Origin of the sequence: Halomonas sp. SpR1 (assembly GCF_031010175.1) — a bacterium.
Taxonomy (GTDB): Bacteria; Pseudomonadota; Gammaproteobacteria; order Pseudomonadales; family Halomonadaceae; genus Vreelandella.
In genome coordinates this window covers 1-12,721 of sequence record NZ_JAUAMB010000060.1, presented here as the reverse complement: position 1 = coordinate 12,721, position 12,721 = coordinate 1, and the positions used below count along the sequence as shown (strand labels likewise).

At 54.4% G+C, this 12,721-nt stretch carries 13 protein-coding genes; 3 read left to right on the top strand and 10 right to left on the bottom strand.

What is annotated here, in order from left to right; translation table 11 throughout:
• Positions 1–210: 210 nt before the first annotated feature.
• The 9 genes from QT231_RS23490 to QT231_RS23450 form a co-directional block, all read right to left on the bottom strand.
• Positions 211–1,164 carry a branched-chain amino acid transaminase gene (locus QT231_RS23490; RefSeq protein ID WP_308339196.1) on the bottom strand — a complete coding sequence of 318 codons (954 nt, stop codon included), beginning with the start codon at positions 1,162–1,164 and terminating at the stop codon, positions 211–213.
• On the bottom strand, positions 1,161–2,267 hold the full coding sequence (locus tag QT231_RS23485; RefSeq protein WP_308339195.1) for a class II histone deacetylase: 1,107 nt from the start codon (positions 2,265–2,267) through the stop codon (positions 1,161–1,163). Before QT231_RS23485 ends, QT231_RS23490 begins: the two co-directional genes overlap by 4 nt.
• Positions 2,264–3,295 carry a histone deacetylase family protein gene (locus tag QT231_RS23480; protein ID WP_308339197.1) on the bottom strand — a complete coding sequence of 344 codons (1,032 nt, stop codon included), beginning with the start codon at positions 3,293–3,295 and terminating at the stop codon, positions 2,264–2,266. Before QT231_RS23480 ends, QT231_RS23485 begins: the two co-directional genes overlap by 4 nt.
• A 28-nt stretch (positions 3,296–3,323) precedes the next feature.
• A complete protein-coding gene (locus QT231_RS23475) occupies positions 3,324–4,598 on the bottom strand; it encodes a TRAP transporter large permease (RefSeq protein WP_308339194.1) in 1,275 nt (424 codons plus the stop codon).
• On the bottom strand, positions 4,595–5,140 hold the full coding sequence (locus QT231_RS23470; protein WP_308339193.1) for a TRAP transporter small permease subunit: 546 nt from the start codon (positions 5,138–5,140) through the stop codon (positions 4,595–4,597). The genes QT231_RS23475 and QT231_RS23470 overlap by 4 nt, the downstream gene beginning before the upstream one ends.
• A 71-nt stretch (positions 5,141–5,211) precedes the next feature.
• Positions 5,212–6,285, bottom strand: coding sequence for a TRAP transporter substrate-binding protein DctP (gene dctP / locus QT231_RS23465; RefSeq protein ID WP_308339192.1), 1,074 nt, complete (start codon positions 6,283–6,285; stop codon positions 5,212–5,214).
• A 74-nt stretch (positions 6,286–6,359) separates the two neighbouring features.
• Positions 6,360–7,301 (bottom strand): ornithine cyclodeaminase family protein, encoded by a 942-nt coding sequence (locus QT231_RS23460; protein WP_308339191.1) that lies wholly within the window; start codon positions 7,299–7,301, stop codon positions 6,360–6,362.
• A 1-nt stretch (position 7,302) separates the two neighbouring features.
• Positions 7,303–7,659 (bottom strand): RidA family protein, encoded by a 357-nt coding sequence (locus QT231_RS23455; RefSeq protein WP_008959745.1) that lies wholly within the window; start codon positions 7,657–7,659, stop codon positions 7,303–7,305.
• 150 nt (positions 7,660–7,809) lie between these two features.
• Positions 7,810–8,577 (bottom strand): AraC family transcriptional regulator, encoded by a 768-nt coding sequence (locus QT231_RS23450; RefSeq protein ID WP_308339190.1) that lies wholly within the window; start codon positions 8,575–8,577, stop codon positions 7,810–7,812.
• Positions 8,578–8,765: 188 nt separating this feature from the next.
• On the opposite strand from QT231_RS23450, the gene QT231_RS23445 reads away from it, so the two are divergent.
• The 3 genes from QT231_RS23445 to QT231_RS23435 all read left to right on the top strand — a co-directional run bounded on the left by QT231_RS23445 (position 8,766) and on the right by QT231_RS23435 (position 11,789).
• The gene (locus tag QT231_RS23445) at positions 8,766–10,136 is read left to right on the top strand and encodes a glycosyltransferase (protein ID WP_308339189.1); all 1,371 of its coding nucleotides are present in this window, start codon (positions 8,766–8,768) and stop codon (positions 10,134–10,136) included.
• Positions 10,137–10,679: 543 nt separating this feature from the next.
• Positions 10,680–10,871 carry a hypothetical protein gene (locus tag QT231_RS23440; RefSeq protein WP_308339188.1) on the top strand — a complete coding sequence of 64 codons (192 nt, stop codon included), beginning with the start codon at positions 10,680–10,682 and terminating at the stop codon, positions 10,869–10,871.
• A gap of 9 nt (positions 10,872–10,880) precedes the next feature.
• Complete coding sequence (locus QT231_RS23435) at positions 10,881–11,789, top strand: hypothetical protein (protein ID WP_308339187.1); 909 nt, start codon at positions 10,881–10,883, stop codon at positions 11,787–11,789.
• Between the two features lie 294 nt (positions 11,790–12,083).
• Here QT231_RS23435 and QT231_RS23430 read toward each other — a convergent pair whose 3' ends face one another.
• Positions 12,084–12,389: an addiction module antidote protein gene (locus QT231_RS23430; protein WP_308339186.1), complete on the bottom strand. Its 306-nt coding sequence runs from the start codon at positions 12,387–12,389 to the stop codon at positions 12,084–12,086.
• Positions 12,390–12,721 lie beyond the last annotated feature (332 nt).

Sequence of the window (12,721 nt, the reverse complement as noted above, 5' to 3'; positions counted from 1 at the left end):
CACCCTATACTTGTTCATGGTCTTCTCCCGTCTTGAATGAAGTGACACTTTCATTCTGGCGCATTTTGACGCCGACAATGGGGGGGAGGAGACCATCTCATCATCCCTGGGCGCTACTTTTGTCATCCATGACAAAAGACCCTCGCTTCAACCTGCCCTCGCAGCGCGTGATAGGGGGATGCATAGCTCTTACTTCCAACCCCAATAGTCCTAAGGCGTTAACCAATGCCGAAAATCATCCAACTCACCGCGCACCGCCTGGCGATATAAGCCTTGCAGTCGAGCCGTCAAGCTATCTGGGCTGATCGGCTCATTAACAGGCGGCACACCAGCGCGGGTGCCGATATGCCTTCCATCCAACTCCCTTAGCGGCAGTATTTCGGCGGCGGTGCCGGTTAAGAAGGCTTCATCGGCGGTGTATAGCTCATCACGGGTAATCCGCCGCTCACGCACTTCGATACCCAGCACCTTCTGCGCCAGTTGAATCACGCTATCTCGGGTGATGCCTTGAAGGCATGAGGTCACTTCCGGGGTGTGCAGCACGCCATCGCGGAGTAAAAAGACGTTGGCCGCCGAGGCCTCGGCCACATAGCCTTCCGGGTCGAGCATGATGGTTTCATCGAACCCGGCTTTGATCGCCGTGTTCAGTGCCAGTATCGAATTGACGTAGTGGCCGTTAGTCTTTGCCCGGCAGAGGCTGATATTTACGTGGTGGCGCGCCCAAGATGACGTCAGCGCGCGCAAACCGTGGGTCGCGGCTTGGGGCGAAATATAGGGGCCCAAATCCCAAGCGGCCACCATGACATGGGTGGTTAATCCTTTAGCACGCAGCCCCATACCTTCCGCGCCGAAAAACACCGTGGGCTTTAGGTAGGCGCTGCTCAGGTTGTTTTTCGCCAGGCACTGGCGCTGGGCTTCTATCAGTTCCGATTCGCTAAACGGCAGCGGCATATCCAGCGAATGGGCGCTCTCCGCCAACCGGCGGGTGTGCTCGGCAGCACGAAAAAGATGCGTGCCGCTGGGGCCTGCGTAGGCGCGTACGCCCTCGAAACAGCCCATGCCGTAGTGCAATGTATGGGACAACACATGCACCTTGGCGTCGCGCCACGCGCGCCACTCACCATCCTGCCAAATCCAGCCATCGCGATCATAAAGCGGTGTCATTGTTTGCGTTGCTCCCACTGTAGGCACCAGTCATCGATTAAGGCTTGCTGGTGCGGTTGCAGGGCCTGATAGCCCCAGGCGGCAATTTCATCGTTTTGCGGGTCGGGCACGCTAATCGCACTGCCCGCCAGGGTTTGGATCACCGAGTGGCCGCACAGCGGTGCGTAGCCTTCGGAGTAACCACCTTCGTGGACAAATACCAGCTTGCCTTCGCAGCAGCGCTCGGCCAGCGCTTTAAGCTGGGCAGTCATGGTGGCGAACGCCTGGCTATTGAGCAACATTTTGCCTAATGGATCTTTGGCACAGGCATCGTAACCACAGGCCACGACGATGAGTTCGGGGTTGAAGGTTTCCAGCGCAGGCAGCACGAGTCTTTCCATGGCGTAGGCGTATGCCCCCAGGCCGCACCCCGGCGGCAGCGGCAGGTTGAGATTGGCACCCAGGCCTGCGCCTTCGCCCTGCTCGTCAAAGCCGCCAGTTTCCAGCGGATAGTTGGCCGCCTGATGAATCGATATAGTCAACACATCCGGCTCGCCATAAAACGCCGCCTGCTGACCGTTGCCGTGATGAACGTCCCAATCGAGTATCGCCACGCGGTTCACCTGCCCCAAGGCGCGAGCGCGCATCACCGCGACGGGAATATTGCCCAACAGGCAGAACCCACGACCCAGATCAGCCTCCGCATGGTGCCCCGGCGGGCGGCATAGGGCGTAAGCGTTGCTCACCTCGCCCAGTGCTACGGCTTCAACGGCGGCGCTGGCCAAGCCAGCGGAGTGGGTGGCTGCCGCCCAACTACCGGGCATGTAGGGCGCGCAGTCGCCGCCGTTGCCACCCCGTGCGCTATCCCCCGCCTGCAGTTCATCCAGGTAACGCGGAGTGTGAAAACGCAGCAGGTCATCCAGCGTCGCGGCAGGTGGTTTAACCACACTCAACTCATCAATCAGACCGCTGACTTCAATGATATTTTTAAGCCGTCGCTTGCTTTCCGGGCTCTCCGAAGCAGCCTGGGGCTGTAAGAACTCGCCGGGTGCGGAAAACACGCCAATCGCGCCCAGGTCATGCCAGAAGCAGCGTTCGTGCCAATAAAAGCCGGTTATGCTCATGCCGTAAAGCCCTGCATAAAGGCGGTTAAGTTGGCACTTAGGTGCTCAGTGGGGTAGCCGCCTTCCTGAACAATCACCATCGGTAACGCAAGTGCCGCCAGGCGTTTGCCCACCTCAATAAACGCTTCGGTTTCCACCGTTAGTCCCGCTAGCGGGTCATCTTTATGGGCATCTAACCCCAGTGCCACCACCACGGCATCCGGCTCGTAGCGCTGGAGGTGGTCAATCAAAATCGCCAGGGCATCGAGATACACTTCCCCGTCGCTGCCTACCGGCAGGGGCAGATTGACATTAGTGCCCACGGCCTCCTCGCAGCCCTCTTCATCAGCACCGCCCCAAAAGAAGGGGTAGAAGTCACTAGGATCAGCGTGCAGTGAGCCCGTCCAGACATCGCTGCGTTTATAGAAAATATCCTGAGTGCCGTTGCCGTGGTGTAAGTCCACATCGATGATCGCCACTTTGGCGAAGCGCTCGCGCAGCACCGTGGCCGCCAGCGCCGAGTTATTCAGCAGGCAAAAGCCCCCGGCGCGCTCAGGCCCGGCATGGTGTCCCGGCGGGCGGCACAGTGCATAGGCCGCTGGCGCGCCATTTAGCACCTCTTCGGCCGCTGCTTCGGCGCTGGCAGCAGAAGCCAGTGCACCTTGGAAGCTGGTGGCGCTTAGCGGGCAGGCCATATCGTGCAAATGCCAACCCGCCTGGCCAATCGGGTGGCGCGGGTAGTGGTGACCGCCGCCGCAGGGGTGGATATTGGGAGCAACCACCTCCGCCGCATTGGGCAGTGCTTGCCAGCGGGCGTAAATGGTGTCCAGAAACGTCAGATAACGCGGCGTATGAATCTGCTCCAAACGCTTACGCAGCGTTGGAGAATCCGCCTCTTTGGGTGCTGTAAGGGTCAGCCCTGCGCTCGCCAAGCCTTGGGTAAGTAGCTCGGCACGCAGCGGGCCTTCCGGAGAGGGCGCAGGCTGGCCGCGCAGCAGAAAGGTCGGCGGCGCGTGGTATGCCTGATCGGGGTGGTAAAAGCATTTCATAGTCAAATTTGCAATCCTTGGCAGCCCGTTAAAGTAAAGAGGGAATCCAGGTGGAGAGCGCTGGGAAGGCAGCCAGCAGCACAATCACCACCAAAAAAGAGACGTAAAACGGCAGCGAGGCAATAATTGCTCGTTCATAGGGCACCTCGGCTATTCGCGCGGCGGTCATCAGCGTCATCCCCACTGGCGGGGTCACATTGGAGATATTCAGTACGACGATCATCAAGATGGCGAAGTGCAGCGGGTCAAAACCCAACTGAATCATCGCGGGCACCAGCACCGGGGCAATCACCACCAGCGCGGGCAGCACATCCATCACCGTGCCGATCACTAAGAGTAGCAGGCAGACCAGCATCAGCTGCACAAAAGCTGCGTCGCTAACGGTGGTGATCATGCTGGCCGCATCACGGGCAATGCCCGAGCGGGTAACAAACCAGCCTAGCACCGCAGACGTCGCCAGTAGAAAAAACACCACGCCGGAAAAACGCACCGTGGTGACAAGGGCGCCCCAGATTTTGCGCCAGGTTAGGTTGCGGTAGAACACCACGCCAATCACGATGGCGTAAACCGCCGCAAAGCCCGAAGCTTCGGTAATCGTCGTCAGCCCCGAGAGTATCCCGCCAAGGATAATCAGCGGCACCACCATCGCGGGCAACGCAACTAAAAAGGCCAGGATCGCCGCTTTAAAGGGCGTCGGCGCTTCCTTGGGGTAATTGCGTTTCCAGGCCAAAAAGAAACTAACCCCCAGTAGCGCCAGCGCCATCAATAAACCGGGGATAATACCGCCCGCGAACAGGTCAATCACCGAGATATCGCGCAGCAGCGTGGCGTAGACCACCATCACCACGCTAGGCGGAATAATCGGCCCAATAATTGATGAACAGGCGGTGACGGCGGCGGCGTACTCGGCATCGTAGCCCTGCTTTTTCATCTCGGGAATCATAATTTTGCCGATCGCAACGGTATCAGTGACTGCCGCGCCGGTCAGTCCGGCAAAAAACACCGAGACCGAGATATTCACATGGGAGAGCGAGCCGCGCACCCGGCCAAACAGCGCATTGTTGAACGCAATCAGCTTATGGGTCAGCCCACCTTGGTTCATCAGCTCGGCGGTAAAAATAAAGTAGGGCACGGCGATCAGCAGAAAACCCGACACGCCGGAGAACATACGGTCGGCAATGATGCCCAGCATGCGCTCGCCGCCCAGCGCAAAACCGCCTGCCAGGCCCGACATCGCCATCACCACCGCTACCGGCGCACCAATAAACAGCAACAGCACGAATACCACAATGGCAGGTGTCATAAGCGGTGCTCCCCATCAGCGCTGTCAATGAGCTCATCAATGGCATCGCGCTCATCCAGAAAGTGCTCTAGTAGCGCAAAGCCATGTACAAGGTGAAGCAGCATAATCACACCGCTGATAGGTACGACGATGGCGGTGACCTTGCTGGGAATACGGATTTGATCAGAGACCATATAGACCTGGGTGGCACTGATGAAGTAATCCCAGCCGTACCAAGTCAGCATCAGCGCAAACAGGCCGATTACCGCCAAACAGAGCCCGGCAGCCACTTGCACCATGGCTCTAGGCAAGCTACGCACCAGTAGCGTCATGGCGACATGTTCACCGTAGCGCAGCGAAATGGTCATGGAGAGAAAGCCGATCCAGGGCAAAAACAGCCGCGCCAGCGAATACGTCCAGCTTAGCGTACTGCCGGTCATCAGCTTGTAGAGAAAGGCCGTAAACGAGATGCCGAGCATCGTCAGAATGCAGCCCACACATACCACGATGGCCACCTGATTGACGCTATCGCTCAAGCGGCGCAAAGGAGTTAAAACACCCATGGCTGTTCCTCACGCTGGGGCATGTGTATAGCCCCAGCGTTTATCTATCGCTTATCGTTATTGGCCTGTTTTTATTGACCATAGATGCGGTAGTCGTCTTCGGCTAGCTGCTGGCCAACGCGCTCGACTTCGTCAAGTAGCCCCTGTACACGCGCTTCGTCCATGCCAAAGTCATCGACGATCCACGCCTGCCAGGCGGGGCGAGCAATTTCCGCCATACGTTCACGCTCGGCGTCGGGCATCAAGTAGCACTCTTCAAAGCGTTCGCAGGACTCCACCCAACTGGCCGTTGCCAGGGCGCCTGACATACCGTGGCTCAGTTGGATCGCTTCCCGCGCGGAGCTTATCAGCGCCTGCTGGTGCTCTTCAGGTAGCGACTGATACCACGATTCGCTAACTACCCAAGGGGCGCTGTTATACACATGCCCGGTAAGGGTGGTGTAGTCGGTGACCGCATCGAAGTTAAAGGTGGTGTTGAGTACCGGTGCATTGAACTGGCCATCGGCAAGGCCGGTTTCCAGCGCGGTGATCAGCTCGCCCCAGGGCAGCGGCGTAGCGGAAGCGCCTAGCGAGCGCATAATCGCCACGTGGGCAGGGTTCTCTTCGGTGCGAATATTGAGCCCTTCCAAGTCTTCGACGGTTTTGATGAGTCGTACGTTATTGGTGAAAGCGACAAAGCCACCGCCATCGTCGAAGGTGCCCAAATAGCGCATATCGGCGTCGTCTACGGTGCCGGACATAAAGTCGGCGAACCATTCGCTATCGAAGAAGCTCCACGCCTGACGCCAGTTGGTAAACAGGAACGGCGCCGTGACTACTTGGTAGTCTTGGTAAAACGACGACATCGCCCCGGCCGACATAATCGTCGACTGCAATGTACGCCCGCCCTGCACTTCAGAGCCGTTCTCCACTTCAGAGCCTAGCTGGCCACCGCCAAAGATCGTGACCTCAAGGTCACCGTCGGTGCGCGCTTCTACCAGATTTTTAAAGTGCACCAGCGCCGGATAGATTTCATTATTGCTCATATCTTCCGGCAGTTGAGTGGCGATCACCATCTCATAGGATTGTGCCTGGGCATTGGCACTTGCTATGGCCAGCGGCAGTGCTGCCAGCGCGGCGATAAGTAGTGATTTATTAGCGTTCATAACATACCTCGTTTTGGTTATTGGTCGGTCTTCGTTATGACTGGCGGTGCTACTCGGTAGCGATGTCGGTCTTGTTATGGTTTTGCGGGCAGTGATTCCCATACTTCTATCGCGGCGGCTAAATCTTCAAGCGACGCACCTACCGATTTGAATAGCGTGATGTCCTCCGTTTTTGAACGCCCCGGCTTAGCGCCGGCTAACACCTCGGCAAGCTCCGCCTGGATCTGGTCAAACTGAAACTCACCTTCATCGATGGCTTGCAAAATGTCGCCCGCTTCGCCTTTGGCCCCGGCGTAGGTGTCCACAAACACCTCCGCGCGGCGCAGACACAACGCATCGGTTTCGCGCATTTGCGGGCGAAACGCACCGATCAAATCCAAGTGCGTGCCTGGAGTGAGCCACTCGCCCTTGATCAGCGGCTGGGTCGAGAGCGTTACACAGCTGATGATGTCGGCCTCGGCGACTGCATCAGCGAGCTCTTGCACCACCTGGGTTTCAAAGCGCTCGGCGTACTCGTCGGCAATTGCCTCCGCTTTGCTGGGATTACGCCCCCACACCAGCACCCGCTTGATGGGACGTACGCTGGCGTGGGCTTCAATCACCATGGGCGCCAGCTTGCCCGTACCCACCACCAGCAGCGTCTCTGCGTTTTTATTCGCCAAGGCTTGGGCGGCAAGCGCAGAGGCTGCCGCCGTACGACGCCGGGTTAACTCGCTGCCATCGATACATGCCAGCGGCTGACCGTGCTTGCCTTCGCTGAGCAAGTAGAGCCCGGAGATCGCCGGAATCCCGTGGTCGGCGTTTTGCGGAAACACGTTGACCATTTTCACGCCGATATAGCCCGCCGCTTCCCAGGCGGGCATTAACAGCATGGTGGCTTCGCCATCCGGCCGGTGCATGGCGTGATGATGGCGCGGCGGAGACTCCACGCCATTCACAAAGGTGGTGTGTAAACGCTTGATTAAGCCGTCCCACCTCAGGTGGCGAGCGACCTCTTGGGCAGAAACAACCCGCATATCAGGCCTCCGGCAGCGCGGCTACCACCATGATTTCCACTTTCCACTCGGGCTTGGCGAGCTGGGCTTCAAGCGCTGCACGCACGGGTGGACGACCGGGTACCACCCAGGCGTCCCAAGCGGCGTTCATCTGGTCGAACTCCGCCATACTGGTGACCCAGATTTGTGCTGAGATCAGGTGTTCTTTAGAAGTGCCCGCTTGGGCTAGCAGTTGATCAATGCGCGCCAGCACCTGCTCGGTTTGGCCACGCATATCCGCCGTGGCATCAGGAGGCACTTGGCCTGCGAGGTAAACGGTGCCGTTGTGAATGGCGACTTGGCTCATGCGTGCATTGCTGTCTTGATAGGTAACGCCCATGGTGTTTCTCCTTGAAAGAAGTTCTTCTGACATAAAAGGCTTCTTCAGAGACTAGAGCGCTTATCGGCAAATTACTTGCCCGACACTGCGGCAAGTTTGCCCGCAAGTCATGCAGGCCGCTTTCGGGAGGAACCTAACGGCCTAAGGGGACTAACGGTCAGTGGAAGGGGAAATCTCGAAGTAACGCCGGTAGGCGCGGGAGAAGCTACCTTGATCACGAAAACCAACTAGCATCGCAATATGCCCCAAACTGAGGGTGCTATGGCGGACTAACGTACGCGCGTGCTCCAAGCGCCTGCGCTGCACATACGCCAGCGGCGTCACGCCGGTTAGCTCGCGAAAGCAGCTATGAAAGTGCCCGGGGCTCAAGGCACACAGAGACGCTAGCTGTTCTACGCGGATCTCATCGGCAAGGTGCTGATCCAGCCAGGCATCCAATCGCGCAAGGTCGAGACGTTCGCTAATGAAATGCTGGCCCAACTGCCCAACCGCCGCTGGGGTGGCATCCTGCAGATACATGGTCAACGCGCGGAGCAACAGGATGGCTATTTCATTCTGCAATGCGGGGCACTGCTCAAGCTGATTGGCCAGGGCGTGGGTAAGCTGGTTTAACGCCGGAGGCACGCTGAAAAAGCGCGGTTTATCGAACAGGCGCTCAATGTCGCTACCCTTCTCAAGCAAAGCTAACTGCGCCACGGGAATATCCAGCACTAACGTACGGTTGCTGCCATCGCCCTGGTACTCGTGATGGCGCGACGAGGGAATCAGACAGCCACGGCGGGCGGTCACCCTTTCCCCCTGCCCTTCCATGGAGAGCTCTGTGACGCCGCAGGTGGCCAAAATCAGTTGGTGAAAATCGTGGGTATGGGCCACCTGCTCTTTGGCTAAGTTGCGGCTATGCAGCTCAAAAGGGGCCATGGTGAAATACCGTCTTTCGTCAAATGCGAGTCGTTCACTATAAAACGGCTAGGCGCCCAAAAGCGAGGGGGTAGCCAACTGTAGATTAACGCTCTGCCGGAGTGGCGCAATGCGGATAAAAAGCTGTCATCTGCCAGTCATGGGCTCAGGTTAGGGTGGGCATAAGCTGCCATAAGAGTTTAGACAACATGCCACAGCGTCGACGCCCCCTTCGCAACGCTCCGCTCAGTGACCAGGAAGTCACAGCCCTCGCCCATTTAGCCAACGGCAATGCTCTCCACCTGCAGCGCGAAGCTGACCGCGAGACGCGGCTGGCATCTGCGTTGACGTTGCTTCACTCAACGGCGACCACGGCTGAGACGCAGCCAGGAAGTATGAACATACTGATGATTTCGGATGTTTACTTTCCCCGCGTCAATGGCGTTTCCACCTCCATTGCCAGCTTTCGCGGCGCCCTGGAGCGCCTGGGTCACTCGGTCACGCTTATCTGCCCCGACTACCCGTTGGGCCAAGTGGACGAACCGGGTGTGATGCGCATCCGTTCGCGCCGGATACCCGGCGACCCGGAAGATCGCATGATGCGCTACCGCGATCTGCTCGCTCTGACACCGCAACTGGCAGGCAAGGCGTTTGATCTTATTCATGTCCACACGCCCTTTACCGCCCACTATGCCGGTGTTGCGCTGGGTCGTCGGCTCGGGCTTCCAGTCGTCGCAACCTACCACACGCTTTTTGAGGAGTATGTTCATCACTATATTCGCTGGCTTCCACGACACTGGCTACGCCTGGCCGCACGGCGGCTGTCGGTACACCAGTGCCAACAGCTCAGCGCCTTAATAGCGCCCTCTCAAGCGATGCAGCAAGCGCTTAATCGCTACGGCGTGACCACGCCTACCACGGTAATTGCTACCGGCCTGGCGCTGGAGTCGTTCTGCCACACACAGGGAGCCCAGCATGAAAGCGACTTTCGGGCTCACTACGGCCTGTCCCAGGAAGCACGGCTGCTGCTCTATGTAGGCCGCGCCGCCTTTGAGAAGAACATCGACTTTCTGATCGATATGCTGCCCAAGGTATTAGCCGAACACCCCACCACCCGACTAATCATTACCGGCGAAGGCCCAGCCCATGACTCGCTTGTTCAGCGCGCCCAGGAAGTGGGCGTGGCAGACGCAGTGCTGTTTCTCGGTTATCTCGACCGCAACGGCCCTTTGCAAGCCGCTTACCGCGCCGCCGACGTTTTTGTGTTTGCATCACGCACGGAAACCCAGGGGCTGGTATTGCTGGAAGCGATGGCCCTGGGCACACCGGTGGTCTCCACCGCCACGATGGGCACGCTGGATGTATTAAGAGAAGGAGAAGGCTGCCTGATCGCCGAGGAGAACCATAACGACTTCGCCACTAAGGTCAACCGCCTGCTAAGTGATGAAGCTCTGCGCCAGCAGCTCGCCGAACGCGGCCAAAGCTATGCTGCCAGTTGGCACGAAGACGCCAAGAGCGAAGAGCTGGTTGCTCTTTATCGAAAGTTGGCTGCGGAGTGTTTGGTTAGTGTGAGAAAGTGACCGCCAGAATCGCTGTTGACACTTTGTGGACACATTCAGACATTCCGGAAAGAAAAACACAAATCACAGGCACAAAAAAAGGCACCTAAGTGCCTGATTTTAAATATGGTGCCGGTGGCCAGACTCGAACTGGCACACCCGTAAAGGCGGCGGATTTTGAAGCCTTGACGCACCGACTCACAATAGCACACTGTATTGATTTAAAAGGATTTTCGTCACAAAAAAAGCTCGTTTTGGCTCGTTAAAGCTAAGTAATATTGTCGCAATGTGGACATCCTGCCTACACTAACACTCCGATTCATTAGTTATATTCATCCGACTCTATTCAACCTCCAGAACTCCTAAAAAATACTATTGTCAGAACATCCGCATGATAGAGAGGTTTGGAGCTAGAATTACCATGCTATTTAGTACATTTGATAGACTAATTGGAACGGTGTAACTATTATGGTATTGATTAGATAATTACGACAACCTGCCTATAACTAAAAGCTATCGCACAAAGAAAAACAATAGCCAAACTAAATCACAAGGAGTTTTACTATGTATGCTGAATTCAATAACTTAGAAGATATTCGTCAACTTAAGAGCAAAATTGAAACAACCTCTAAGAAAAATAGTGGTATTAAAATCATTGGAAACTCTACTGTTTTCTTCGACTATGATGAAAATGAGAAAGCCACTAAGAAGGCATCGGCAGCAATCAAAGCATTCTATAAAAGAAATAAAATTTAGGATTATATTTTGATTGCTTTCCTCTTAATTCCCTTATTAGTTTGTGGCTACATTTTACTGACCACTCTACCTAGCGAAAAGGTGCGTCTTAGCCTATACACAGGCTGGTCGCTTTATTTAAGAGCAGCTACGTATGGTTTTTTTACGTTTCTATTAACTGCCTTAATTTTTTCTGTAATATTACCTTTTATAGGCAAATTGATAGGGATATTCCCAGCATTAGCTATATTGCCCGATACTGATCTAATATCTATCATTTCGGAAGCAATCGAATCAATCCTTACTCTTGATGACAATGCTTCTAATTATCAACTATATCTTTATCTTACATCTTTGTCTTTAATCACTTGTACTTTATTATTAATATTTAACTTAGCTATCAAAAACTTACCTTGGCTTAAAAGAAAATCAGCTACTCGAGAAGTGGATAACATTGAGAAGATGTTTGCCAAACATTCACCTCTTGAATACACGCTATTTATTATAGGAAAAAATTACCAGGAAGTTTTTAAATATAATTATCAAATATCTAAACTTAGGGAAAAATCGTATGAAAAATATAAGAAAAACGAAATAAATGACGAAGAAATAAGAGAAATATGGAAAGAATTAAGTTTTAAAGACTTAAATTTTGCTTTAATTACTTTAGAAAACGGAAAATTTTATATTGGCAGACCTATTTTAATCCCCCCTCCAGATGAAGAAAGCATATTTTCTTCTTCTATAACGCTAATGCCCTTAATGTCTGGGTATCGCGACACAAAACAAGAATTAGTTTTTACAACTGAATATGATTTTGATTTAAGCATAGCTAGACCTGAAGATGCAGTTTCATTTTCTGTCGATAAAATCCTTACAGTTTCCGGATTCAACTTCGACAATCATCAAAGATTTAAAAAATCTACTTCAAAAGAATAAGCTATTTCTTCCTATTTAAAAGACGCTTTTTATTCCACTTTTTGAGAAGCCTACTCTCAACCCATATATACATTATAGACATCCCACCAAACAAGATCGCCATTTTGATTATCTGATGAAATGCTTCTCTCGCTTCATCCACAACGCTTTATTCCCTTTACTGCCCTTATCCACAATGCCTGCCCCCTGGATACCATCTATCCACAACCCTTTGTGCTAATTGGTACCCGCCCCTGTTTGCTTCAACGTACGGCGCGCCCTCTCTATCTCGGGGTTTCTAAGTAAGCGATCTTTTCATGAAGCTTGGCGAGTTAAGTCATGAAAATGTACGCCAGTGGCTTTGATGACCGCGGTCATAGTTCGCAAGGTAGGGTTACCCTTAGGCGATAACGCACGATACAGGCTTTCTCTTGATAGGTTGGCCCGTTCAGCGACTACTGCCATTCCACCCTGGGCCTCCACCACATGACGAAGCGCCATAAGAAAGGCCGTTTCACCACCTTCCTCATCTAGTTCATCAAATGCAGTGCGTAGATAATCAATAGCCATATCAGGATCTTCACGAAGCATGGTAATCATAGCATCATCATGGCTTTTCATTTCTTCACCCTCATTTTGCGAGAATGAGCTGGGTAATAGGCAGCCTGTCTCGCACAAGCACAGATAAGCAAAATAGTAGCTTAGAAGCTACAGTACTGCAGCTAAAACTAAGCATAGCTAGTCAACGCGATTAGGTACGCCCCAAAAATTGAGGTGGACAAAAAGCGGACAGATTCAGAGATTCAGGAGGGAAAAACTCAAACCGCAGGATCGAGTAGGAAGGGGAGTCGCCTCCCCTGTCCTCTCACACCACCGGGCATACGGTTCCGTACCACGGCGGTTCATGAAGAACGCTTGAGCCATCTTACCGCGTCCAGTATCGAGATCAGTCC